The organism is Streptomyces flaveolus, assembly GCF_000716535.1.
Classification (GTDB): Bacteria; Actinomycetota; Actinomycetes; order Streptomycetales; family Streptomycetaceae; genus Streptomyces; species Streptomyces flaveolus_A.
In genome coordinates this window covers 132,081-155,422 of the sequence record NZ_JNWV01000029.1, presented here as the reverse complement: position 1 = coordinate 155,422, position 23,342 = coordinate 132,081, and the positions used below count along the sequence as shown (strand labels likewise).

Sequence of the window (23,342 nt, the reverse complement as noted above, 5' to 3'; positions counted from 1 at the left end):
TCCGCAATTCGTTAGGAGCAACCGAAACCATGGCGGTTTCCGTAACCCTTCCGGCGCTCGGTGAGAGCGTCACCGAGGGCACTGTCACCCGCTGGCTGAAGGCCGAGGGCGAACGCGTCGAGGCCGACGAGCCGCTGCTCGAGGTCTCGACCGACAAGGTCGACACCGAGATCCCGGCCCCCGCCTCCGGCGTGCTGGCCTCCATCAAGGTCGCCGAGGACGAGACGGTCGAGGTCGGCGCCGAGCTGGCCCTGATCGACGACGGCACGGGCGCGCCCGCCGCCGCCCCGGCCCCCGCCGCCGCCGAGGCCCCGGCCCCGGCTCCGGCCGCCGAGCCCGCCCCGGCCCCGGTCGCCGAGGCCCCGGCCGCCCCGGCTCCCGCCCCCGCCGCCGAGGCCGCCCCGGACGCCCCGGCCGGTGGCGCCCAGGGCACGGACGTGGTCCTGCCCGCGCTCGGTGAGTCCGTCACCGAGGGCACCGTCACCCGCTGGCTGAAGTCGGTCGGCGACAGCGTCGAGGCCGACGAGCCGCTGCTCGAGGTCTCCACGGACAAGGTCGACACCGAGATCCCGGCGCCCACCTCCGGTGTGCTGCTGGAGATCGTGGTCGGCGAGGACGAGACCGCCGAGGTCGGCGCCAAGCTCGCCGTCATCGGCGCCCCGGGTGCCGCCCCGGCCGCCGCTCCGGCTCCCGCCGCCCCGGCCCCGGCCCCCGCCGCCGCCCCGGCCGCTCCGGCTGCCGCTCCGGCCCCGGCCCCGGCCCCGGCGCCCGCTCCGGCCCCCGCCGCTCCGGCCCCGGCGCCCGCCCCGGCGCCCGCCCCGGCTCCGGCCCCGGCGCCCGCCGCCGCTGTCCCGACCCCCGCTCCGGCGCCCGCCCCGGCTCCGGTCACCCCGGCCACCGCGCCGACCTCCCCGACCGCCACCCAGGCGACGGACGAGGGCGCGTACGTCACCCCGCTGGTGCGCAAGCTCGCCGCCGAGAACGGCGTCGACCTGGCCACCGTCAAGGGCACCGGCGTCGGCGGCCGTATCCGCAAGCAGGACGTCATCGCCGCCGCCGAGGCCGCGAAGGCCGCCGCCGCTGCCCCGGCTCCGGCCGCTGCCGCCGCCCCGGCCGCCGCCAAGAAGGCCCCGGCGCTGGAGGTCTCCCCGCTGCGCGGCCAGACCGTCAAGATGCCTCGCATCCGCAAGGTCATCGGCGACAACATGGTCAAGGCGCTGCACGAGCAGGCCCAGCTCTCGTCGGTCGTCGAGGTCGACGTCACGCGCCTGATGAAGCTGCGCGCCCAGGCGAAGGACTCCTTCGCGGCCCGTGAGGGCGTCAAGCTCTCCCCGATGCCGTTCTTCGTCAAGGCCGCCGCGCAGGCGCTGAAGGCCCACCCGGTCATCAACGCCAAGATCAACGAGGCCGAGGGGACCATCACCTACTTCGACACCGAGAACATCGGTATCGCGGTGGACTCCGAGAAGGGCCTGATGACCCCGGTCATCAAGCACGCCGGCGACCTCAACATCGCGGGCATCGCCAAGGCCACGGCGGAGCTGGCCGGCAAGGTCCGCGCCAGCAAGATCACTCCGGACGAGCTGTCCGGCGCGACCTTCACCATCTCCAACACCGGTTCGCGTGGCGCGCTGTTCGACACGATCATCGTGCCGCCGGGCCAGGTCGCGATCCTCGGCATCGGTGCCACGGTCAAGCGTCCGGCCGTCATCGAGACCGAGGAGGGCACGGTCATCGGCGTCCGCGACATGACCTACCTGACCCTCTCCTACGACCACCGCCTGGTCGACGGCGCCGACGCGGCCCGTTACCTGACGGCGGTCAAGGCGATCCTGGAGGCGGGCGAGTTCGAGGTCGAGCTCGGCCTGTAACTCCTGTCCTGTACGGCACCCCGTCCGGAGCCTCTCCGGGCGGGGTGTTCGTGTTTGTCGGCATACGGAGCGTGTAAGCCTCGTCTCACCTGCACCAGAGCGCCCCGACGCGCCCTACCCCCGGAGCGAACCGGCCTTATTGTCTAAACGTCAGCCCTCCCTAAGGAGCCCTCATGACCGCGCCCGTCGTCCACTCGCTGCGCGAGCAGATCCGCGAGCACATCGTGGAGGGGATCGTCAGCGGGCGCTGGCAGCCGGGCGAGCGCATCGTGGAGCGCCGCATCGCCACCGAGCTGGAGGTCAGCCAGACCCCGGTCCGCGAGGCCCTGCGCGAGCTGGAGTCCCTGCGCCTGATCGAGTCGGCCCCCAACAAGGGCGTCCGCGTGCGCAACCTGACGGCGGCGGACCTGGAGGAGAGCTACCCGGTCCGGGCCGGCCTGGAGGCGATCGCGGCGGAGCTGGCGGCCGACCGCCTCGCCGAGGACTGCTCGGCGCTGGAGCCGCACGTCCTGGCGCTGTACGAGGCCGACCGGAAGGCGGACGGCACGGCCCAGGTGCGGCACACGGTCGGCTTCCACCGGGAGCTGGTCCGCGCGGCGCGCAACTCGGTGCTGCTGCACACCTGGGAAGGGCTCGGCATCGAGGTGTTCACGGCGCTGTCGATCCGCTGGCTGGGCACGGTCCAGCAGTCGTACGCGGAGGAGCACGAAGAGCTGGTCCAGGCGTTCAAGCGCCGGGACCCCCGGATCGCCGAGCTGGTGAAGGCCCACGTGCTGGGCTGCGCCCCGCGCGCGTGACCCAGTCGAGCATTCCCGCGCTCACCTGCGAAAACTCGGCATTCCAGCGTCACCGGGTGCCATCGCCAAAGGCACCGCGTGCCGACTTTCTCCAAATCAAGAGGTTTTGGCCCTCAACCCTTTGATCGATCATCGATCAGGGAGTTACAGTCACCGACGGACTTCCACCGAGGTCCGCCTGCCCTGTCCTGCCAAAGACCAAGGGCACCCCCGAACCCTTACCGATGAGGGAACCCCCTTCGACTGAGGAAGGCGGCGACATGACCGACCCCAACGCCATCCAGCCGAGCGCGCTCGACCAGCTCCCGGACCGCGACCCGGAGGAGACCGCCGAGTGGCAGGCCTCCCTCGACGCCGTCGCCAGGGAGGCCGGGCCGCACCGCGCCGCGTACCTGATGCGCCGCACGCTGGAGCGCGCCGAGGCGGGCGGCATCGCGCTGCCGAAGCTCCTCGAGACCGACTACGTCAACACCATCCCCACCTCCGCGGAGCCGGCCCTGCCCGGTGACCCGGAGATGGAGGCCCGGATCACCGCCTGGAACCGCTGGAACGCGGCCGCGATGGTGACCCGTGGCTCGAAGCACGGCGTCGGCGGCCACATCGCCACCTTCGCCTCCGCGGCCTGGCTGTACGAGACCGGCTTCAACCACTTCTTCAAGGGCAAGGAGGGCGACGGCTCCGGGGACCAGCTCTACATCCAGGGCCACGCCTCCCCCGGCATCTACGCCCGCGCCTTCCTCGACGGCCGGCTCGGCGAGCACCACCTGGACAACTTCCGCCAGGAGGCCGGCGGCAACGGTCTGCCGTCGTACCCGCACCCGCGCCGTCTGCCCTGGCTGTGGGAGTTCCCGACGGTGTCGATGGGCCTCGGCCCGCTCTCCGCCATCTACCAGGCGCGCTTCAACCGCTACCTCACCAACCGCGGCATCAAGGACGTCTCCGCCTCCCACGTCTGGGCGTTCCTCGGCGACGGCGAGATGGACGAGCCGGAGTCGACGGCGGCCCTCGCGCTGGCCGCGCGTGAGGAGCTGGACAACCTCACCTTCGTCATCAACTGCAACCTGCAGCGCCTGGACGGCCCGGTCCGCGCCAACTTCAAGATCGTGCAGGAGCTGGAGGCCCAGTTCCGCGGCGCCGGCTGGAACGTCATCAAGACGCTGTGGGGCTCGGCCTGGGACGAGCTGTTCCAGCTCGACACCACGGGCGCGCTGGTACGCCGGCTGCGCGAGGTACCGGACGCGCAGATCCAGACGTACCAGACCCGCGGCGCCGCCTACATCCGCGAGGACTTCTTCGGCAGGGACCCGGCGCTGGCCGAGATGGCGAAGCTGCTGAGCGACGACAAGATCCTCGACTGCTTCCACTTCTCCCGCGGTGGTCACGAGCCGCGCAAGGTCTACGCCGCGTACAAGGCCGCCGTCGAGCACAAGGGCGCGCCGACCGTGATCCTGGCGCAGACGGTCAAGGGCCACACCCTCGGCGAGGGCTTCGCGTCGAAGAACGCCAACCACCAGATGAAGAAGCTGACGGTGGACGAGTTCAAGGCGATGCGCGACCTGCTCGGCCTGCCGATCAAGGACAGCGACTTCACCGACGGCGTGGTGCCCTACGGCCACCCGGGCGCCGACTCCCCCGAGGTCCGCTACCTCCAGGAGCGCCGCGCGGCCCTCGGCGGCCCGGCCCCGGCCCGCCGCACGCACGCGCTGGCCCCGCTGCCGGCCCCCGCCGAGAAGGCCTTCGCCGCCTTCGACAAGGGCTCCGGCTCCCAGAACGTGGCCACCACCATGGCCTTCGTCCGCCTGGTCAAGGATCTGGTCCGCGACAAGGAGACGGGCAAGCGCTGGGTGCCGATCGTCCCCGACGAGGCGCGCACCTTCGGCATGGAGAGCCTGTTCCCGTCCCTGGGCATCTACTCGCCCAAGGGCCAGACGTACGAGCCGGTCGACCGCGACCAGCTGATGTACTACAAGGAGGCCAAGAACGGCCAGATCCTCAACGAGGGGATCACCGAGGCCGGTTCGATGGCCGACTTCATCGCCGCGTCCACCGCGTACGCGACGCACGGCGAGGCGATGATCCCGTTCTACATCTTCTACTCGATGTTCGGCTGGCAGCGCACCGCCGACCAGATGTGGCAGCTCGGCGACCAGCTCGGCCGCGGCTTCCTCGTCGGCGCGACGGCCGGCCGTACGACCCTCACCGGTGAGGGTCTCCAGCACGCCGACGGCCACTCCCCGGTCATCGCCGCGACCAACCCGGCCGCGCTGACGTACGACCCCGCGTTCGCGTACGAGATCGCGGTGATCGTCCGTGAGGGTCTGCGCCGGATGTACGGCGAGGCGAAGCCGGGCGAGGACCAGGACGTCTTCTACTACCTGACGGTCTACAACGAGCCGCTGCCGCAGCCGGCCAAGCCGCAGGGCCTCGGCATCGACGAGGGCATCGTCAAGGGCCTGTACCGCTTCAACACGGCCGAGTCCGCGGGTGTGTCCGTGCCCGCCAACGCCCCGCGCATCCAGCTGCTGGGCTCGGGTACGGCGATCCACTGGGCCCTCCAGGCGCAGAAGCTGCTGGCCGAGGAGTGGGGCGTGGCCGCTGACGTGTGGTCGGCGACCTCCTGGTCGGAGCTGCGCCGGGACGCCATGGAGGCCGACGCGGCACTGCTGCGGGGCGAGGAGCGGGTGCCGTACGTCCGCCAGGCGCTGCAGGGCGCCGAGGGCCCGGTGCTGGCGGTCTCCGACTACATGCGCCAGGTCCCGGACCAGATCGCGCAGTGGGTCGAGCAGGACTGGTCCTCGCTGGGCGCCGACGGCTTCGGTCTGTCGGACACCCGTGAGGCCGCCCGCCGCCACTTCGGCGTCGACGCCCAGTCGATCGTCGTCGCGTCCCTGGCCCAGCTCGCCAAGCGCGGCGAGGTGAAGGCCACGGCGGTCAAGGAGGCCCGGGAGAAGTACGGGCTGTAGGACACGGAGTCCTGAGGAGAAGGGGTACGGCCGCTGCCGTACCCCTTCTTTGTCAGTGGGCCCGGGCATCATGACCCCATGCGTGCCGCACGTCTGATCAAGATGGTTCTCCTCCTCCAGTCCCGGCCCGCCATGACCGCCGCCGAGCTCGCGCGCGAGCTGGAGGTGTCGGAGCGGACCGTGACGCGGGACGCGCAGGCGCTGTCCGAGGCGGGGGTGCCGGTGTACGCCGACCGGGGCCGGGCCGGCGGGTACCGGCTGGTCGGCGGGTACCGGACGCGGCTGACCGGGCTGGCCCGGAGCGAGGCGGAGGCGCTGTTCCTGAGCGGGGTGCCGGGGGCGCTGCGCGAGATGGGGCTTCAGGACGCGGCCTCGGCGGCCCGGCTGAAGGTGTCGGCGGCGCTGCTCCCCTCGCTGCGGGACGCGCCGGACACCGCCGCGCAGCGCTTTCACCTGGACGCCCCGGCCTGGTTCCGCGAGCCCGTGACACCCGCGTGGCTGCCCGTGGTCGCCGAGGCGGTGTGGGAGGACCGGCGGGTCGACGTCGGCTACCGGCGCGGGGAGGGGACCGTCGAGCGGCGGCTGGAGCCGTACGGGCTCGTGCTGAAGGCGGGGGTCTGGTACCTGTGCGCGCGGGTGGCCGGGGCGGGAGCCTTCAGGACGTACCGGATCGACCGGTTCACCGGCGTGGCCGCGCTCGACGAGCGGTTCGACCGCGATCCCGGGTTCGACCTGCCCGGGTTCTGGGCGGAGCAGGCCGAGCGGTTCGCCCGGTCGATCCTGCGCGCGGAGGTGGTCGTACGGCTGTCCCCGGACGGCGTGCGCCGGCTGCCGCACACCGTGGATCCGCTCGGCGCGCGGGAGGCGCTGGCGGACGCCGGCGCCCCGGATGCCGAGGGCTGGGTGACGGTGACGCTGCCGGTGGAGTCGGAGGAGGTCGCGCACGGCCAGCTGACCGCGCTGGGGCCGGAGGCGGAGGTGCTGGCCCCGGCGAGCCTGCGGGAGCGCTGCGCGGCGGACGCGGCCCGGCTCGCCGCGCTGTACCGGCGCAGGGACGGCTGACGGTGCTCCGTCGTACTCCGCGTGCGCCCCACCGGCCGAGGCCCGATGCTGGTGGCGTGATGGACGAGACGGAGTTCTGGGAGCTGATCGACGCCACCCGCGAGGCCGCCGGGGGCGATCCCGAGGAGCAGGCCGACGCGCTCGTGGAGCGGCTGCTCCAGCTGGAGCCCGACCTCGTCCTGGACTTCGCCCGTCACTTCGAGGCCCGCTACAACCGCGCCTACCGCTGGGACCTGTGGGGTGCCGCCTGGCTGCTGCTGGACGGGTGCAGCGACGACGCGTTCGACTTCTTCCGGTGCTGGCTGATCGGCCAGGGCCGGGAGGTCTTCGAGGGCGCCCTGCACGAGCCGGACGCGCTGGCCGAGCTGCTGGGCGACTTCGACGAGGAGATCGACGGCGACGGCGAGGAGCTGGGGTACGCGGCGGACGAGGCGTACGAGCAGCTGACCGGCACCGTGGCGCCCGACCTGGGCATCGCCCCGGCGCCGGCCGAGCCGGAGGGCACTGCCCTGGACCTGGAGGACGACCGGGTGCTCGCTCAGCGGTACCCCTGCCTGTGGCAGCGGTTCCGGGGGTGAGGGCGGTGCCGGGCGGCCGTGCGCCTGCGGGTGGGGTCCGCGGGCGGGTGGGCCCGTGTCCGGTCGGCCTCGGCCGGCTGGTGCATCGGGGCCGCGTTGGCCTGGTCGAGGGCGGACGCGGTGACGGCGGCCGGGCCGAGGAGGACGGTCGCGACCGCGCGGACCACCGCCCAGGGTCCACGGGCGCTCCGGTCCTCGCCGGCCCGCTCCCGCGCGCGCTCGCCACGGCCGTCGGTGCGGACGCCGCTCATGAACCTCCCCCGTCCCCGCCTGCGATCGGTGCGTGTCGTGCACGACCGTAGGGCGGTCGGCTCGATGCGGGCCGTGTGCCGCCTGTGGCCTTCCTGTGTCTCGGCGCGACCGCGCTCCCGGACTCCTGCGCGTGCCCGCGATGCGCGCTGTGCCACCTGGTGGAACCATCGTCCAGGTCCGGGTCGTTTCCGGAGGTACAGGCGTACGTGGCCGGTTCCGCCGCCCGGTGGCCGCCCCGCGTGCGGGTGGCTGATCGGCGGACCGGTCCCGTCCGTAGTGAGAGGTTGAGAGAAAGGCGGCTCGGTGGACCTGCTCGACCTGGTGCTCGTACTGGTGATCGTCGTCTACGCGGTGTCCGGATATCGCCGCGGACTGGTGGCCGGATGTGTCTCGCTGGCCGGGTTCGTGGGCGGCGCGGCCGTCGGTGTGTGGGTGCTGCCGTGGGTGACGGGCCAGGTGGAGCGGGGCACGGCGACGGCGACGGTGCTCGCCGTGCTGACGGTGCTGGTGCCCGCGGTCGTGGGGCACGAGCTGGCGGGCCGGCTGGCGCTGCGGCTGCGCGGGGAGCTGGACCGGGGGCCGCTGCGGGTGGCGGACGGGATAGGGGGCGCGGCGGCGAACTCGGTCGCGGTGCTGATCGTGGCCTGGGTGGCGGCGAGCGTGCTGAGCGCGGCCCCGTCGCAGTCCCTGACGACGGCGATACGGAACTCGACGCTGCTGGGCGCGGTGCAGGAGGCGATGCCGCAGACCACGCCCGCGTGGTTCTCGCGGGCCACGTCCGCGCTGACCGAGGCGGGCTTCCCGCAGGTGTTCAACCCGTTCGAGAACGAGTCGACGGCCCGGGTGGCCCGGCCGACCGGTGACAGCGTCACGCCTGCCGCGACGAACGCCGCCAGGCTCAGCACCGTGAAGATCGAGGGCGCTGTGGGCACCGAGGGCCGCGAGGGCAGCGGGTTCGTGTACGCGCCCCGGCGTGTGATGACCAACGCGCACGTGGTGGCCGGCATCGACCGGCCGAGCGTGCGGGTCGGCGGGGTCGGGCCGTCGTACGCGGCCCGGGTGGTGCTCTTCGACCCGGACCGGGACGTGGCGGTGCTGTACGTGCCGGATCTGCGCGCCCCGGTGCTGCGGTTCGACGGAGGTGCCGTGCGCGGTGACTCGGCGGTGGTGGCGGGCTATCCGCAGGACGGGAGCCTGAACCTGCAGGCGGCGACGGTCGGGAACCGCGTGCGGGCGACCGGACAGAACATCTACAACGACCGCACGGTCACCCGGGAGATCTACGCGATCCGCTCCACGGTCCGGCCGGGCAACTCCGGCGGCCCGCTGCTGACCACGGAGGGACGGGTGTTCGGGGTGGTCTTCGCCCGCTCCACCTCGGACGCCGAGACGGGGTACGTGCTGACGGCGGCCGAGGTGGCGGGCGACGCCCGGAGCGCGGCCACGGCGACGACGCCGGTGGACACGGGCGAGCTGGTCAGTTCTTAGGCGCCGCGGGGTTCACAGGGCGCGGCCCATGCACACATCGTCGACGTACGCGCCGTCGATGAGGAACTCCCCGGGCAGCACGCCCTCGACGGTGAAGCCCTCCGACTCGTACAGAGCACGGGCCGGGGTGTTGTGCCCGAGCACGCGCAGGGTGAGGCGCCGCGCGCCGCGCCGCCTTGCCTCCGCGACGGCGGCCCGGATCAGCGCGCGTCCGACGCCCCGTCCGCGCGCCTCGTCGGCGACGGCGAAGCCCTGGACGGCCAGGACGTGCGCGTTGGAGGCGAGCGGGGTCGGGTGGGTGAGGCGGATGTAGCCGAGGACGCGCCCGTCGGCCTCGGCGACGAGGTACTCCTGCGGCGGGTGCCGCTCGTCGAAGAAGGGCTGGTACGGCGGCTGCGGCTGGGGCATCACCGCGTGCAGGGGGGACCAGGTGGCCCGGTCGAGGACGGCCAGCGGCTCCTCGTCGGCGGCATGGGCGTGGCGTATGTACGGCTCCGGCATGGCGATCACCCTACGGCGGGCGGTCCGGGCGGCCCCAACGGGTTTCCGGCCGCCGGTGCGGTCATGCTGGGGCCATGGAACGTTCACGTATCGCGGTGGCCGGGGCGTCCGGTCTCATCGGCAGCGCTCTGGTGCGGTCCCTGACCGCGGACGGGCACGAGGTGGTGCGCCTGGTGCGCCGGGAGCCCAGGGGCGCGGACGAGGTCCGCTGGGACCCCGAGCGGGGTCACGTCGACGCGGCCGGGCTGACCGGGTGCGACGTGGTGGTCAACCTGGCGGGGGCCGGGGTGGGCGAGCGGCGCTGGACGCCGGAGTACAAGCGGCTGCTGCGGGACAGCCGGGTGCTGGGCACGGCCGCGCTGGCCGAGGCCGCGGCCTCGCTGCCGCGGCCGCCGAGGGTGTTCGTGAACGGCAGCGCGATCGGCTTCTACGGTGACACCGGTGACCGGGTGGTGGACGAGGACACGCCGCCGGGCGACGGTTTCCTGTCCGCGCTGTGCGTGGAGTGGGAGGAGGCGGCAGCGCCCGTGGCGGAGTCGGGGGTGCGGACGGTGTTCCTGCGCACGGGGCTGGTGGTGGCCCGGGGCGGTGGGGCCTGGGGGCGGCTGTTCCCGCTGTTCCGGGCAGGGCTCGGGGGGCGGCTGGGCGACGGGCGGCAGTACTGGTCGTACATCGCGCTGCACGACGAGGTCGCCGCGATCCGGCATCTCATCGACGGCGACGGGCTGTCCGGGCCGTTCAACCTGACGGCGCCCCAGCCCCTGACGAACGGTGAGATCACGGAGGCGATGGCGCGGGTGCTGCGCCGGCCGGCGGTGTTGGCGGTGCCCGCCCCGGTGCTGCGGGCGGCGCTCGGGGAGATGGCCGGTGATGTGCTGGGCAGTCAGCGGGTGGTGCCCAGGCGGTTGCTGGAGTCGGGGTTCCGGTTCGCGTTCCCGGGCATCGACGAGGCGATCCGCGCGGCGCTGTGAGCGGGTGGGACGAGCGCGACGGGATGAGCCGGCCGGTAACACCGGCGAACGAAAGTGACCATATGCGACCTCCATGCGACCGTGCCCTGTTGATGCGCGACTGTCTCTGACCGATCACGCCCCTACCCTCGACCCGAACCCGGGTATCTCTTGCGCCCGTTGGGGGCATGACGTCTCCACCGGTCGCGCAACCACAGGAGGGGCCTCGTGACTGAGCCCGCGTACCAGGTGGACGTCGTCATCGTGGGAGCCGGAATCGCCGGTCTCTCGGCGGCTCATCGGCTGACCAGCGCAGGAATCACCACCGCGGTCCTGGAGGCCGCCCCGTACGTCGGCGGCCGCATGTCGACCGAGAAGGTCGACGGCTTCCGGCTCGACCGCATCGGACAGCTCCTGTCCACGTCCTACCCCGAACTCCGCCTGAGTCCGGGCCTGGACGCCCTGACCGTACGCCGTTTCGCACCGGGCGTGCTGCTGCACCACGACGGCCGCACCCATCGCGCGGGCACCCCGGCGGGCGGTGGGAGCGCACGGGGCGCACGGGGCGCACTCCATGTGGTGCGCGCCCTCGCCAACGCTCCCCGGGGTACGTCGGTACCGCCGGGCGCGCCGGTGGGCGGCGCGGTGGACCAGGCCCGGCTGGGCGCGGCGCTCGGCCGGATCGCCGCGACCCCCGTCGAACGCATCCTGGCCCGCCCCGAGATGCCGGCCGCCCTGGCCCTCGCCCAGCGCGGGGTCCCGGCGCGCACCATCGAGGGCTTCCTGCGCCCGCTGCTCGCCACGCTGCTGTGCGACCCGGGGCTGACCACCTCCAGCAGGTGCGCCGACCTGGCCTTGCGGGCCTTCGCGAGCGGGCGGCTGTGCGTGCCCGAGGGCGGCGCGGAGGTGCTGCCGGAGCTGCTGGCCGGGGGGCTGCCGCCGGGCACCGTGCACACCGGGGTGCGGGTCACCTCGGTGTCCACGACCTCGGTGGCGACCGCCGAGCACGGGGAGATCCGCTGCCGGGCGGTGCTGCTGGCGACGGACGCGCGCGCCGCGGCCGAGCTGCTGCCGGGGCTCAGGGTGCCGGACTTCCACCCGGTGACGGTCGTCCACCACACCACGGACGAGCCGGCGGCGGCGTTCTCGACGGGCACCTCGCTGCTGCTGGACGCCGACCGGGGCGGGCCGGTGGCGCACACGGCGGTCCTCAGCAACGTGGACCCGAGCCGGGCACCGGCCGGCCGCGTCCTGATCTCCTCGACGGTGCTGGGCACCCCACCGGAGAGCGTCGACACCGCCGTCCGCATCCACCTCTCCCGCCTCTACGGCACCTCCACGCGCCGCTGGGAGACGCTGGCCGTGCACCACACCCCGGAGGCGGTTCCCTCGATGCGCCCGCCCCACGACCTGCGCCGCCCGGTACGCCTCCTGGCCGGCCTCTACGTCTGCGGCGACCACCGGGACACCAGCACGGTCCAGGGCGCCCTGCACTCGGCCCACCGGGCCGCGTCGGCCATCCTGGCGGACCTGGGCGCGCGGGGCTCGATGCACAGCGCGGACCCGGTCCCGACGATGCCGAGGGCGGCGTGAGGCGCCCCGTGCGACGATCGCAGTCGCGGCGAACCGTCTACCCCAGCGCCGCCACCTTCTCCCGGTACACGCGCACCGGCGCCGCGTCCCGATAGGGCTCCAGCCGCCGCTCGAACTCCTTCACGTACTCCACCGCGCGAGCGCTGCGCATCTCCGCCGCCTGCCCCGCCGCCTCCGCCGCCAGCGCGCACGCCTGGTCCAGTTCGCCGAGGCCGAGGCGGGCGGTGGCGAGGACGACCCGGCAGAACAGGCGGCTGCGGGCATAGGCGGGCGCCCGTAGCTGGAGGGACCGCTCCGCGTGCTGCACGGCGGCCCGGAACTGCTGGAGATCCCGGTGGCAGTGCCCGAACTCGTCGGCGAGCTGCGCCTCGTCGAAGAACGCGGCCCAGTACGGCACCTCGTCCCCGGGCCGGGCCGCCTCCAGGGCGCGCTCGGCCCGCACGAGCGCCGCGGTGCACGCCCGGACCTCCCCCAGCACGCCGTGCGCCCGCGCCTCGGACGCGTGCAGCAGCGCCTGGACGACCGGCGGGGCGCCCGTGCCGACCCCCTGCTGGGCGACCCGGGCCAGTTGCACGGCCTCCCGGCCGTGGCCGAGGTAGACGGCCTGGCGGCTCATGGTGACCAGGACGTAGGAGCCGTAGGCCCGGTCGCCGGCCGCCTGGGCGAGCCGCAGCGCCTGCACGAAGTACCGCTGGGCGAGCCCGTGCGCGGCGATGTCGTACGACGTCCAGCCCGCGAGCCGGGTCAGGTCGGCGGCGGCGGCGAACAGTCGGCGGCCGGTCTGCTCGTCGTAACTGCCGCGCAGCATCGGCTCGCACTCGTGCTCCAGGTAGCGCACCAGTGCCTGCCGGGCGTGGCCGCCGCCGAACCGGTCGTCGAGGGTGCGGAACAGCTCGCCGACCGAGTGCAGTGCGGCGATGTCACCGCCGGTGACCTTGTGCCCGGGGGCGCGCTCGGCGTGCGCCCGCAGCCGCGGCGGGACCAGTGGCCCCGGCTGCGGCAACTTGGCCGCGCCGGGCCGGCCCTGCTGCGGCACCCGGGGCGCCGGCTCGCGGGCCACCCGGTCGTCGGCCTTGCCGATCAGCCAGTCCCGGCTGGGCACCACCAGCCCCGCCGGGGTGAAGGCGATCTTGCGCAGTTCGGCGTGGCTGCCGGAGTCCTTGCGCCACAGCCCGCTGACGATGTCGACGGCCTCCTCGGGGGTGGCCGCGAACTCCAGCCCGGCGTACACCGGCGCACACGCGTCCAGGCCGAGATCCTGGGCGGTGAGCCGGCGCCCGAGCCGGCGCGTGAAGACCTCGGCGATGAGGGCGGGGGTCGTACCGCGTGGCTGCTGGCCGCGCAGCCAGCGGGTGACCGAGGTCTTGTCGTATCTGAGATCCAGCCCGTGCTCCAGGCCGAGCTGGTCGACGCGACGAGCCAGACCCGCGTTGGAGAACCCCGCTTCTGCGATGAGCGCGGCGAGCTGGCGGTTGGGGGTGCGCTGCGCGGGTCGGTCCGTCATCTGCGGTGCGGTCTCCTGCCTTCCGGGCCGGTCGAAGTGCCCGGATTGCCTTTGAGCAGCCCTTATGGCCTCACGAACGGCGCGAATGTAGCGGAGGGTGAGCAGACGATCGCACACTTCGCCGTGCATTCATCCGATCGTGTGAGGAACGCCCGCAGGGCTGACGTACTCCGGTCGGACGTACAGTGGCGAGGGCGCGTTACGCGCCTGACACACCGGTCGCTGAGGGAGGCGCTTGCCGTGAGTGAGTTGCGGTTCGTCCGCATGGGGTTCGGTGCGGATGCCGTCGATTACCAGGAGGCCTGGGACGAGCAGCGCCGGGTCCATGCGGCCCGGTTCGCCGACGAGGTCCCGGACACCGTGATCCTCCTGGAGCACCCCCCGGTGTACACGGCCGGCCGGCGCACCGAGGACAGCGAGCGCCCGCTGGACGGCACCCCGGTCATCGACGTGGACCGCGGCGGCAAGATCACCTGGCACGGCCCGGGCCAGCTCGTGGGCTACCCGATCCAGAAGCTGCCCCGCCCGGTGGACGTGGTCGCGCACGTGCGGCGCCTGGAGGAGGCGATCATCCGCGCCTGCGCCGAGTTCGGTCTGGAGACCACCCGGGTCGAGGGCCGTAGCGGCGTGTGGGTGCTCGGCGACCCGGTCGAGCAGCGGCCGGCGCTCGGGGGACTCTCCCTGGACTTCGACCCGCGGCTCACCGACGAGGAGTTCGACCCCCGGTTGAACGGCCCCGAGTACGCCCCCTCCAACGCGGGCCAGCGGCGCGAGGACCGGAAGATCGCGGCGATCGGCATCCGGGTCGCCAAGGGCGTCACGATGCACGGCTTCTCCTTCAACGTGAACCCGGACAACGCCTGGTTCGACCGGATCATCCCGTGCGGCATCCGGGACGCGGGCGTCACCTCCCTCGCGAACGAGCTGGGCCGGGCCATCACGGTCGAGGAGGTCCTGCCGGTGGTCGAGAAGCACCTGCGGGACGTCCTGGAGAACGCGGACCTGAAGCCGCGGGAGATCGAGAAGGCGTCCGCCTGATCGTCCGCCGGGGGAATGCGCCCTGCGACAGCGGGGTTGGCCTCAGCGGCAGGGCGCACACAGTACGGGCGTACCCTGGGGTACGCCGAAGAATCGAAGACACAGGGAGCCGGTCGTGTCCGCAGTCGCACCCGACGGACGCAAGATGCTGCGCCTGGAGGTCCGCAACAGCCAGACCCCCATCGAGCGCAAGCCCGAGTGGATCAAGACCCGGGCGAAAATGGGCCCCGAATACACGAAGATGCAGAACCTCGTGAAGAGCGAGGGGCTGCACACGGTGTGCCAGGAAGCCGGCTGCCCGAACATCTACGAGTGCTGGGAGGACCGCGAGGCGACCTTCCTCATCGGCGGCGACCAGTGCACCCGGCGCTGCGACTTCTGCCAGATCGACACCGGCAAGCCCGAGGCCCTGGACCGCGACGAGCCGCGCCGCGTGGGCGAGTCCGTGGTCACCATGGACCTGAACTACGCCACCATCACCGGCGTCGCCCGCGACGACCTGGAGGACGGCGGCGCCTGGCTGTACGCCGAGACCGTGCGCCAGATCCACCAGCAGACGGCGGACCGCGAGGGCGGCCGGACGAAGGTGGAGCTGCTGGCCCCGGACTTCAACGCGGTCCCCGAGCAGCTCGCCGAGGTGTTCGCCTCCCGCCCCGAGGTCTTCGCGCACAACGTCGAGACGGTCCCCCGGATCTTCAAGCGCATCCGCCCCGGCTTCCGCTACGAGCGCTCCCTGAAGGTCATCACCGAGGCCCGCGACTACGGCCTGGTGACCAAGTCGAACCTGATCCTCGGCATGGGTGAGACCCGCGAGGAGGTCAGCGAGGCGCTGAAGCAGCTCCACGACGCGGGCTGCGAGCTGGTCACCATCACCCAGTACCTGCGCCCGTCGGTGCGCCACCACCCCGTGGAGCGCTGGGTGAAGCCGCAGGAGTTCGTGGAGCTGAAGGAGGAGGCCGAGCAGATCGGCTTCTCCGGTGTGATGTCCGGCCCGCTGGTGCGCTCCTCCTACCGCGCCGGGCGGCTGTACCAGATGGCCGTGGAGAAGCGTGGGACGTACGTCGCCGCCCAGGCGGTGTGAGCCGCGCGTGTGAATTCGCGCACAAGTTCCTACTGGCCAGTAATGGCCGAGACGACGCGGTCCCGACCGTCCTCGCTGATGAGGGCGCCGTCGGGGCCGCGTCGGCGTTCCAGCCCCTCACATCGAGGCTTCATCCGTGTTTGACCGGCCGGTCACGCCCTGGTAACACCAATCAGTGACTCTCATATCACGCCCCGTATCTCCATCGCTCAGAGGGGGGACCTCGATCATGCAGGCCGCACCCGTACGCGCCACCGCCATCCCGTCCTTCACCGGCGCCCTGCGCGCCGTGGAGTCCCTGCTCATGAGCGGCGGTCAGCGCACCGCCCGCCGCAACGCCTGGACGTCCGTCCTGGAGGACCGCCGCCGGGCCAAGGACCGGGTCGAGGCCCAGCGGTACCTGGACCAGGCCGCCGGCCACTCCTGACGTCGCCCCGGCGGACCCGTCCCGTCGGCCGGGCACCGCCGTCGTCCGCACTCCCCGGGGCACGTAGACTTCGTGGCATGGCGAGGAAGGAAACCGCGGCGGACGCCGCGAACGCAGGGCGACTGAAGCAGATCGCCCTCACGTACAAGATGACCCGCAAGGCCGACAAGAAGATCGGTCTTGTACTCGCGGCCGTCGGCATCGGCATCCTCGGTGTCTTCCTCGTGATCGGCTTCCTGGTCGGGCACCCGGTCTACCTGGGCATCTTCGGCCTGCTGATCGCCCTGCTGGGGACCGCGATCGTGTTCGGCCGCCGCGCCGAGCGGGCCGCGTTCGGCCAGATGGAGGGCCAGCCGGGCGCCGCCGCGGCCGTGCTGGACAACATCGGCCGGGGCTGGACGACGACTCCGGCGGTGGCGATGAACCGCAGCCAGGACGTGGTGCACCGGGCCGTCGGCAAGGCCGGCATCGTGCTGGTCGCCGAGGGTAACCCGAACCGGGTGAAGAGCCTGCTGGCCGCCGAGAAGAAGAAGATGAACCGCATCGTCGCCGACGTGCCGGTGCACGACCTGATCGTGGGCAACGGCGAGGGCCAGGTCGAGCTGAAGAAGCTCCGCACGACGATGCTGAAGCTTCCGCGCGTGCTGACCGGCCCCCAGGTGACGGCCACCAACGACCGGCTGCGGGCGCTGGGCGACCTGATGAGCAACATGCCACTGCCCAAGGGGCCCATGCCGAAGGGCATGAAGCTCCCCAAGGGCGGGCCGCGGGGCCGCTGACCGCCGCACCCCGCTGACACGCCGCCGAACGGAGTATCCGGCCGGTAATCGGCTCATGCACTCCTAGCCTTCGGAATGTGACAAAACGACACATTGCGTACCTGGCATGCGCCACGACCCTCGTCGGCACCGTCATCGGCGCCACCCCGGCGTCCGCTGCCCACAGGACCCTCGTGGTGCATCCGGGTCAGTCGATCCAGAAGGCGGTCAACGCCGCCAAGGCCGGCGACACCGTGTTCGTGCTCGCCGGCACCTACCGTGAGAGCGTCACGGTGAAGACCGCGGGCCTGACCCTGCGGGGAGCGGGCCCCGGCACCGTGATCCAGCCCCCGAAGAAGAAGACCAAGCCGGCGCCGCACGGCAAGAAGGCCGCCGTCACCTGCCTCTCGGACGGCAACGGCATCTGTGTGGTCGGGGGCAAGAACAAGCCCCTCAAGGACGTCACCGTCTCCGATCTCAAGGTGACCGGCTTCGCCAAGTCCGGCCTGTTCACCATGGGCACCGACCGGCTGACCGTGAAGCGCGTGATCGCCGAGCACAACGGCCAGTGGGGCATCGCCCAGGAGCACTCCACCCGCGGGGTGTTCCGGAACAACACCGCCCGGAGCAACGGGGACGCGGGGCTGTTCCTCGCCAACAACGTCAAGGCCGAGCAGGGGGCCAAGGACAGCAAGGGCGCGGTGATCGACCACAACCGGCTCGAGGACAACCGGATCGGCATCACCGTCCGCCGGCTGCGCAACCTCGCCGTCACGCGCAACTACGTCACCGGCAACTGCGCGGGCGTGTTCGTCGTCGGCGACGAGAACAAGCCGCGGGCCGGCGCCCTCGTCGTGAGCGACAACCTGGTCGACCGGAACAACAAGTACTGCCCGAAGACCGCCCGGCTGCCCTACCTGAAGGGCTCCGGCATCGTGCTGACCGGCACCGAGAAGGCCCTGGTCACGCGGAACCGGGTCACCGGTCACACGGGCAAGTCCCCGCTGTCGGGCGGCATCGTCCTGTTCAAGAGCTTCGTGGGCGCCACGAGCGAGAAGAACCGGATCACCGGCAACCGGCTGGCGGACAACTCCCCGGCGGACCTCGTCAACCAGGAAGCCACCAAGACCGGCAACGCCTTCACCGGCAACGCCTGCCGGGTCTCCAAGCCCGCGGGCCTGTGCTGACCGGACGGCCGTACCCGATCCACGCAAGGAAGGAAGGCGGCACATGACCGCACCATCCCGCGCGCCCTCGGCTCCCCCGGAGCCGGGGACACCCCCCTCCCCTCCCCCGTCGATGCGGCTGCGTGAGCTCGTGTTCGGGGCGGCCTGCGCCGCCGCGGTCCGCGCCGCCGCCCGGCTCGGCGTCGCCGACGCGCTCGGCGACGCCCCCATGACCGCGGAGAGCCTGGCGACCGCGGTGCGCGCCGAGCCGAAGCCGCTGCGCCGGCTGCTGCGCGCCCTGTCCTGCTACGGCGTCTTCGCCGAGCGGCCGGACGGGACGTTCGCCCACACCGAGATGTCCCGGCTGCTGCGCGAGGACGACCCGAACAGCCTGCGGGCCATCGCCATGTGGTGCACCGAGCCGTGGACCTGGGACGCCTGGCCGCTGCTGGACCAGGCCGTGCGCACCGGCCGGAACGTCGTGGAGGACCTCTACGGCAAGGAGTTCTTCAGCTACCTCAACGAGGACGCCCCCGAGTCCGCGGACGTCTTCAACCGCGCGATGACCCGCTCCAGCGAGCAGTCGGCGCGGGAGGTGGCGGCCCTGCTGGACCTGTCCGGCAGCAGCTCGGTCGCGGACATCGGCGGCGGCCAGGGGCACGTGGTGGCGTGCCTGCTGGACAAGTACCCGGCGATGCGCGGCAGCCTGCTCGACCTGCCCCGGGTGGTGGAGCACGCCCTGCCGCGGCTGCGCGAGGGCGGCGACCTCGCCGACCGCGCGCGGATCGTGCCCGGCGACGTCCGGGAGGCGGTCCCGGTCGAGGCCGACGTCTACATCATCAAGAACATCCTGGAGTGGGACGACGAGTCCACGGCCCGGCTGCTGGGCAACGTGGTCGAGGCGGGCGGTCCCGGCACCCGGGTGGTGGTGATCGAGAACCTCGTCGACGACACCCCGTCGATGCGGTTCAGCACGGCCATGGACCTGCTGCTGCTCCTGAACGTCGGCGGGGCCAAGCACACCACCGACAGCATGGTCGGCCGACTGGAGGCGGCGGGCCTGGCGGTCCGCGACATCCGGCCGGTCAACCCCTATCTGCACGCGTTCGACTGCATCGTGCCCGCATGACCGCTCCCCGCGCCCCGAAGGGGCGCGGGGAACTGCGCGGCCGGCCACGACGGAGCCGCGGATGATCACGGCGCGTCGCCGCTGTCCCAGCGGAGCGCTCAGCCGGCGTCACGCTCCCAGAGGTAGAAGCGCTCCGCCATGGCGTCCTTCGGGGAGCGCCAGGTCTGAGGGTCGTACGCGCTCACGTACGCCGACAGCCGCTCGCTGACCTCCTTGAAGTCGGGGTGCGAGGTGACCTTGGCGATGGCCGGTCCCGGCTCCCGCTCGGACTCGATCAGGTGCATGTACACGTCGCCGAACTGGAAGAGGCTGCGCCGGACGACTCCGACGAGGTGCGGCAGCTCTCCACGGTCGGACTCCGCGAACACCTTGGCGATGTCGGGGGCGGAGCCCGGGGCCATGCGGGCGACGATCAGGGCCTGGTGCACGGTCGTCTCCTGTCGTCCGGCTCAGTCGGCCAGGGCCGGGGCGGGACGCTCACCGGCCGCCGCCTTCTCGATCTTCTGCCGGATCAGGTCCAGCTGGATCTTCGAGTTCTTGTTGATGTTGTCGGTCATCCAGTCGTCGTCGACCGGCGCGTCCGGCTTCATCGCGAAGTCCTGGGTCCAGACCATCCGGGTGCCGGCGGGAACCTCCTCGTACCGCCAGTGGATGTCCATGTGGGCGAAGGGCCCGGTCTCCACCCGGCGGGCCTTGACGGTGCGGGTGGCGCGGTCCGGCTCGCGCTCGGACACCCAGCTCCAGACGGTGCCGTTCTCGTCCGGGTGCATGGTGAGCCGGAACGTCGTCTTCTCGCCCTCCTTCTTGAGGACCTCCACCGACGCGTACTCGCTGAAGAGCTGGGGCCAGCGCTCCAGGTCGTTGGTCATGTCCCAGACCAGGTCCAGCGGGGCGGCGATGGTGATCTCGTTCTGGGTGTGCCCTGCCATATCAGGCTCCTGCCATGAGGGTGCTGTTGACGAGGTTGAGGAACTGCTGGGGTGTCTTGCAGCGCTCGGCGTCCACCGGCATCGGGGTGCCGTGCGTGTTCTCCAGCTCGCCGACGATGCCGAGCAGGCCGAGCGAGTCGACGCCGAGGACGTCGAAGCCGGTGTCCGGCTTCTCCGCGAGCTGCTGCGGGCTGACGGTCACCCCGGCGGCCTTCTTCATCAGCGCGGCGAGTTCTTCCACGGTGATCTGGGGCATGTGCTCTCCTCCTTCTCTGTACTCACTGCGCGGTGCCGCGTCGCAGCACCAGCGCCGAGTTCGACCCCATGAGTCCGCGGCTGAGGACCAGCGCCGTCCGCAGTTCGGCGGCGCGGGCGCTGCCGGTCACGAGGTCGAGGTCGTGGCAGACGTCGAAGACGTTCGGCGTCGGCGGGATCAGGCCGTGCTCCATCGCGAGCACGGCCGCCGCGGTGTCCAGGACGGGGGCCGCGCAGTACCCCCGGCCGATCCCGGTCTTCGGCGCGGTGACCGGTACCCGGGTGCCGTGCTCGCCGAGGGCGTCGGCGATGGCCAGCGCCTCGGCCCGGTCGGCCTCCGGTACCCCGAGGGCGTCGGCGAAGACGACGTCGACCTCCTCGGGGGCGCAGCCGGCCTCCGCCAGGGCCTGCCGGACGGCCTGGGCGAGTCCATCCCGGGACCGTTCCCAGCGTGAGGCGCCGGTGAAGGTGGCCCCGTGTCCGGCCACGACGGCCTTGATGTCGGCGCCGCGGGCCCGGGCGGCGCCGGTCGCCTCGACCACGAGCATCCCGCCGCCCTCGGCGGGCACGAACCCGCAGGCCCCGTCCGTGAACGGGCGGTAGGCCCGGGACGGGTCCGTCTCCCGGCTCAGTTCCTCGTAGCCGAGCTGGCAGACCATCGAGTACGGCGCGAGCGGCGCCTCGGTGGAGCCGGCCACGATCACGTCGGTGCCGCGCCGCACGGCCCGTGCCGCGTGGGCGAGGGCGTCCAGGCCGCCGGCCTCGTCGGAGGCGACGACCGAGCAGGGGCCCTTGAAGCCGCGGCGGATGGACACCTGGCCGGTGCTCGCGGCGTAGAACCAGGCGATGGACTGGTACGGCCCGACGAACCGGCTCCCCTTGCCCCACAGTTGCTGCAGTTCCCGCTGGCCGAACTCGCCGCCGCCGGACCCGGCCGCGGTGACGACGCCGATGGAGTACGGCGCGTCGGGGATGTCGGCCAGGGCGAGCCGGGCGTCGTCCAGTGCGAAGTCGGCCGCGGCCATCGCGTAGTGCGTGAACCGGTCGGTCTGGACGAGGAAGCGCTCCTCGATCGTGGCGGCCGGTTCGAAGGCGCGGACCTCACCGGCCACCTTGAGGGGAAGGTGCTCACAGCCCTCGCGGGTGACCCGGTCGAGGACGCTGAGACCCTCCTGGGTGGCCTTCCAGAAGGTGCCGGTGGTGGTGCCGTTGGGCGCGACCACCCCGATACCGGTGATGGCCGCGTGCCGGTCCTTCGGTTCGCTCATCGTGTCCTCACTCCCTCGGCCGGGTCAGGATCACCGCGGACTGGAAACCGCCGAACCCGCTGCCCACGGACAGCACGCTGGTCAGCTTCCGTTCGCGGGCGACGCGCGGGACGTAGTCCAGGTCGCACTCGGGGTCGGGGATCTCGTAGTTCGCGGTCGGCGGGACGACCTGTTTGGCGAGGGCCAGGACGCAGGCGACGAGTTCGATGGCGCCGATCGCCCCGAGGGAGTGCCCCACCATGGATTTGATGGAGCTCATCGGGGTGTCGTAGGCGTGGTGGCCGAGCGCCCGCTTCACGGCCGCCGTCTCGTGGCGGTCGTTCTGCCGGGTGCCGGAGCCGTGCGCGTTGACGTAGTCGATCGCCGTGGGGTCGAGACGCGCCTGGTCGAGGGCGGTGTCAATGGCCCGCGCCATCTCCAGGCCCTCCTTGGTCAGGCCGGTCATGTGGTAGGCGTTGCCGAAGGTGGCGTAGCCGCCGAACTCGCAGTACACGTGGGCGCCGCGGGCCCGGGCGTGCTCCAGTTCCTCCAGGACGAGCACCGCGCCGCCCTCGCCCATGACGAAACCGTCACGGTTGTTGTCGAAGGGGCGGGAGGCGTGCGCGGGGTCGTCGTTGTTCGGTGAGGTGGCCTTGATCGCGTCGAAGCAGGCCATGGTGATCGGGGAGATCGGAGAGTCCGAGGCTCCCGCGATGCATATGTCGGCGCGGCCTTCCTGGACGGTGTGGAAGGCGTACCCGACCGCGTCGAGTCCCGAGGTGCAGCCGGTGGACACGGTCTGCACGGGGCCCTGGGCGCCGAAACGTTCCGCCACCGCGGAGGCCACGGTGCTCGGCGAGAACGCCCGGTGCAGTTGCGGCTCCGCCTCGGTGTGGTCGACGTCCCAGCGCTGCCCGCGATGGCTGACCAGGACGTAGTCGTGCTCCAGCCGGGTGGTGCCGCCGACGGCGGTGCCCACGGAGACACCGACCCGCCACGGGTCCTCCCGCCCGAGGTCGAGACCGGAGTCCCGGACCGCCTCCTCGCCGGCGACCAGGGCGAACTGTATGTACCGGTCCGCCCGCTCGACCTGTTCGGCGTCCAGGCCGTACGCCGCGGGGTCGAAGTCGCACTCGGCGGCGATCCGGGACCTGAGGCCGGTCGGGTCGAAGAACGTGATGCCCCGCGTCGCGGTACGGCCCTCGGCGAGCAGGTCCCAGAACGCCGGTGCGCCGATCCCGCCCGGGGCGACGACACCTATGCCGGTGACCGCCACGCGCCGGTTCATGAGCGGACCTGCGCCCGGTCGGCCGGATCGGCGGCGACGGCGACGGCCTCCGTCTCCTCGGTGTCGACGTGGCCGAGGGCCGGCCGGGGGGCCAGCGGGCCCAGGTGGAAGACGATCCGCGCCTCCACGTTGCCGACGTTGCGGAAGCGGTGCCGCATGTTCATGGGGATCATCAGCCCCTGCTCGGGCCGCAGCGGGTGCGGCTCGCCGTCCAGGTCCACCTCGAGCTGTCCGCACAGGACGTACACGAACTCCTCGGAGTAGGGGTGGTAGTGCTCACCGATGCGGTCGCCGGGCTGCACGATGGCCACGCCCATGAAGCCGCTGGTGGCGCCCACCGTGGCCGGGGTGAGCATGGCCCGCAGATCGCCGCCGCGCCGGGTGTTGGGCTCGATCTCGCTGAGATCCACGATCTTCGGAAGGGGTTTGATCACGACGTTCCTCCGTTGGTGTGCTGGGGCTGCC

At 72.5% G+C, this 23,342-nt stretch carries 23 protein-coding genes; 14 read left to right on the top strand and 9 right to left on the bottom strand.

The features are described 5' to 3' along the window. Positions 1–29 precede the first annotated feature (29 nt). The 5 genes from sucB to OO52_RS29920 all read left to right on the top strand — a co-directional run bounded on the left by sucB (position 30) and on the right by OO52_RS29920 (position 7,271). Positions 30–1,871 carry a 2-oxoglutarate dehydrogenase, E2 component, dihydrolipoamide succinyltransferase gene (gene sucB, locus OO52_RS29940; protein WP_037670993.1) on the top strand — a complete coding sequence of 614 codons (1,842 nt, stop codon included), beginning with the start codon at positions 30–32 and terminating at the stop codon, positions 1,869–1,871. Positions 1,872–2,044: 173 nt separating this feature from the next. Beyond that, complete coding sequence (locus OO52_RS29935; protein WP_030656699.1) at positions 2,045–2,668, top strand: GntR family transcriptional regulator; 624 nt, start codon at positions 2,045–2,047, stop codon at positions 2,666–2,668. A gap of 260 nt (positions 2,669–2,928) precedes the next feature. Next, positions 2,929–5,631: a pyruvate dehydrogenase (acetyl-transferring), homodimeric type gene (aceE, locus tag OO52_RS29930; protein WP_030656697.1), complete on the top strand. Its 2,703-nt coding sequence runs from the start codon at positions 2,929–2,931 to the stop codon at positions 5,629–5,631. A 78-nt stretch (positions 5,632–5,709) separates the two neighbouring features. Beyond that, entirely contained in the window at positions 5,710–6,693 is a 984-nt protein-coding gene (locus OO52_RS29925) for a helix-turn-helix transcriptional regulator (RefSeq protein WP_030656695.1), read from the top strand. Between the two features lie 59 nt (positions 6,694–6,752). Continuing rightward, the gene (locus OO52_RS29920; protein ID WP_030656693.1) at positions 6,753–7,271 is read left to right on the top strand and encodes a DUF4240 domain-containing protein; all 519 of its coding nucleotides are present in this window, start codon (positions 6,753–6,755) and stop codon (positions 7,269–7,271) included. Here the strand turns inward: OO52_RS29920 and OO52_RS29915 are convergent. Beyond that, positions 7,232–7,522: a hypothetical protein gene (locus OO52_RS29915; RefSeq protein WP_051818987.1), complete on the bottom strand. Its 291-nt coding sequence runs from the start codon at positions 7,520–7,522 to the stop codon at positions 7,232–7,234. The genes OO52_RS29920 and OO52_RS29915 overlap by 40 nt on opposite strands. A 304-nt stretch (positions 7,523–7,826) precedes the next feature. Here OO52_RS29915 and OO52_RS29910 point away from each other — a divergent pair, with 304 nt between their 5' ends. Next, entirely contained in the window at positions 7,827–9,011 is a 1,185-nt protein-coding gene (locus OO52_RS29910; protein ID WP_030656690.1) for a MarP family serine protease, read from the top strand. 12 nt (positions 9,012–9,023) lie between these two features. Here OO52_RS29910 and OO52_RS29905 read toward each other — a convergent pair whose 3' ends face one another. Further along, a complete protein-coding gene (locus OO52_RS29905) occupies positions 9,024–9,512 on the bottom strand; it encodes a GNAT family N-acetyltransferase (RefSeq protein WP_030656688.1) in 489 nt (162 codons plus the stop codon). Between the two features lie 74 nt (positions 9,513–9,586). Between OO52_RS29905 and OO52_RS29900 the strand changes: the two genes are divergently transcribed. Both OO52_RS29900 and OO52_RS29895 read left to right on the top strand, forming a co-directional pair. After that, positions 9,587–10,483: a TIGR01777 family oxidoreductase gene (locus OO52_RS29900; protein WP_030656686.1), complete on the top strand. Its 897-nt coding sequence runs from the start codon at positions 9,587–9,589 to the stop codon at positions 10,481–10,483. Positions 10,484–10,690: 207 nt separating this feature from the next. Then, positions 10,691–12,055, top strand: coding sequence for an NAD(P)/FAD-dependent oxidoreductase (locus OO52_RS29895; RefSeq protein WP_030656684.1), 1,365 nt, complete (start codon positions 10,691–10,693; stop codon positions 12,053–12,055). 37 nt (positions 12,056–12,092) lie between these two features. Here the strand turns inward: OO52_RS29895 and OO52_RS29890 are convergent, their stop codons facing one another. Further along, a complete protein-coding gene (locus OO52_RS29890) occupies positions 12,093–13,559 on the bottom strand; it encodes a hypothetical protein (protein ID WP_030656680.1) in 1,467 nt (488 codons plus the stop codon). Positions 13,560–13,799: 240 nt separating this feature from the next. Here OO52_RS29890 and lipB point away from each other — a divergent pair, with 240 nt between their 5' ends. The 6 genes from lipB to OO52_RS29860 all read left to right on the top strand — a co-directional run bounded on the left by lipB (position 13,800) and on the right by OO52_RS29860 (position 19,158). Continuing rightward, positions 13,800–14,597 carry a lipoyl(octanoyl) transferase LipB gene (lipB, locus tag OO52_RS29885; RefSeq protein ID WP_030656678.1) on the top strand — a complete coding sequence of 266 codons (798 nt, stop codon included), beginning with the start codon at positions 13,800–13,802 and terminating at the stop codon, positions 14,595–14,597. 115 nt (positions 14,598–14,712) lie between these two features. Beyond that, positions 14,713–15,678, top strand: coding sequence for a lipoyl synthase (gene lipA, locus OO52_RS29880; protein ID WP_030656676.1), 966 nt, complete (start codon positions 14,713–14,715; stop codon positions 15,676–15,678). A 229-nt stretch (positions 15,679–15,907) separates the two neighbouring features. Then, complete coding sequence (locus tag OO52_RS29875) at positions 15,908–16,105, top strand: SCO2195 family GlnR-regulated protein (RefSeq protein WP_030656673.1); 198 nt, start codon at positions 15,908–15,910, stop codon at positions 16,103–16,105. Between the two features lie 77 nt (positions 16,106–16,182). Then, positions 16,183–16,884 carry a DUF4191 domain-containing protein gene (locus OO52_RS29870; RefSeq protein ID WP_030656670.1) on the top strand — a complete coding sequence of 234 codons (702 nt, stop codon included), beginning with the start codon at positions 16,183–16,185 and terminating at the stop codon, positions 16,882–16,884. A gap of 77 nt (positions 16,885–16,961) precedes the next feature. Continuing rightward, a complete protein-coding gene (locus OO52_RS29865) occupies positions 16,962–18,050 on the top strand; it encodes a right-handed parallel beta-helix repeat-containing protein (protein WP_030656667.1) in 1,089 nt (362 codons plus the stop codon). A gap of 43 nt (positions 18,051–18,093) precedes the next feature. After that, positions 18,094–19,158, top strand: coding sequence for a methyltransferase (locus tag OO52_RS29860; protein ID WP_231406581.1), 1,065 nt, complete (start codon positions 18,094–18,096; stop codon positions 19,156–19,158). 98 nt (positions 19,159–19,256) lie between these two features. On the opposite strand, the gene OO52_RS29855 is transcribed toward OO52_RS29860, so the two are convergent. From OO52_RS29855 to OO52_RS29830, 6 genes are read right to left on the bottom strand one after another with little or no spacing between them, the layout of a single operon-like run. Beyond that, positions 19,257–19,586, bottom strand: coding sequence for a TcmI family type II polyketide cyclase (locus tag OO52_RS29855; protein WP_030656662.1), 330 nt, complete (start codon positions 19,584–19,586; stop codon positions 19,257–19,259). Between the two features lie 21 nt (positions 19,587–19,607). Further along, complete coding sequence (locus OO52_RS29850; protein WP_030656659.1) at positions 19,608–20,087, bottom strand: SRPBCC family protein; 480 nt, start codon at positions 20,085–20,087, stop codon at positions 19,608–19,610. Between the two features lies 1 nt (position 20,088). Beyond that, positions 20,089–20,343, bottom strand: coding sequence for an acyl carrier protein (locus tag OO52_RS29845; protein ID WP_030656657.1), 255 nt, complete (start codon positions 20,341–20,343; stop codon positions 20,089–20,091). A gap of 22 nt (positions 20,344–20,365) precedes the next feature. Next, positions 20,366–21,610, bottom strand: coding sequence for a ketosynthase chain-length factor (locus OO52_RS29840; protein ID WP_030656654.1), 1,245 nt, complete (start codon positions 21,608–21,610; stop codon positions 20,366–20,368). A 7-nt stretch (positions 21,611–21,617) separates the two neighbouring features. Then, positions 21,618–22,877, bottom strand: coding sequence for a beta-ketoacyl-[acyl-carrier-protein] synthase family protein (locus OO52_RS29835; RefSeq protein ID WP_030656652.1), 1,260 nt, complete (start codon positions 22,875–22,877; stop codon positions 21,618–21,620). Then, a complete protein-coding gene (locus OO52_RS29830) occupies positions 22,874–23,287 on the bottom strand; it encodes a cupin domain-containing protein (protein ID WP_106972087.1) in 414 nt (137 codons plus the stop codon). The genes OO52_RS29835 and OO52_RS29830 overlap by 4 nt, the downstream gene beginning before the upstream one ends. Between the last annotated feature and the right edge of the window lie 55 nt (positions 23,288–23,342).

Coding starts and splice junctions, on each gene's coding strand:
- OO52_RS29890 (WP_030656680.1), bottom strand. CDS start 13,559: ATGACGGACCGACCCGCGCAGCGCACCCCCAACCGCCAGCTCGCCGCG.
- OO52_RS29850 (WP_030656659.1), bottom strand. CDS start 20,087: ATGGCAGGGCACACCCAGAACGAGATCACCATCGCCGCCCCGCTGGAC.
- OO52_RS29835 (WP_030656652.1), bottom strand. CDS start 22,877: ATGAACCGGCGCGTGGCGGTCACCGGCATAGGTGTCGTCGCCCCGGGC.
- OO52_RS29920 (WP_030656693.1), top strand. CDS start 6,753: ATGGACGAGACGGAGTTCTGGGAGCTGATCGACGCCACCCGCGAGGCC.
- aceE (WP_030656697.1), top strand. CDS start 2,929: ATGACCGACCCCAACGCCATCCAGCCGAGCGCGCTCGACCAGCTCCCG.
- OO52_RS29845 (WP_030656657.1), bottom strand. CDS start 20,343: ATGCCCCAGATCACCGTGGAAGAACTCGCCGCGCTGATGAAGAAGGCC.
- OO52_RS29915 (WP_051818987.1), bottom strand. CDS start 7,522: ATGAGCGGCGTCCGCACCGACGGCCGTGGCGAGCGCGCGCGGGAGCGG.
- OO52_RS29870 (WP_030656670.1), top strand. CDS start 16,183: ATGGCGAGGAAGGAAACCGCGGCGGACGCCGCGAACGCAGGGCGACTG.
- sucB (WP_037670993.1), top strand. CDS start 30: ATGGCGGTTTCCGTAACCCTTCCGGCGCTCGGTGAGAGCGTCACCGAG.
- OO52_RS29925 (WP_030656695.1), top strand. CDS start 5,710: ATGCGTGCCGCACGTCTGATCAAGATGGTTCTCCTCCTCCAGTCCCGG.
- OO52_RS29860 (WP_231406581.1), top strand. CDS start 18,094: ATGACCGCACCATCCCGCGCGCCCTCGGCTCCCCCGGAGCCGGGGACA.
- OO52_RS29875 (WP_030656673.1), top strand. CDS start 15,908: ATGCAGGCCGCACCCGTACGCGCCACCGCCATCCCGTCCTTCACCGGC.
- OO52_RS29900 (WP_030656686.1), top strand. CDS start 9,587: ATGGAACGTTCACGTATCGCGGTGGCCGGGGCGTCCGGTCTCATCGGC.
- OO52_RS29840 (WP_030656654.1), bottom strand. CDS start 21,610: ATGAGCGAACCGAAGGACCGGCACGCGGCCATCACCGGTATCGGGGTG.
- OO52_RS29935 (WP_030656699.1), top strand. CDS start 2,045: ATGACCGCGCCCGTCGTCCACTCGCTGCGCGAGCAGATCCGCGAGCAC.
- OO52_RS29905 (WP_030656688.1), bottom strand. CDS start 9,512: ATGCCGGAGCCGTACATACGCCACGCCCATGCCGCCGACGAGGAGCCG.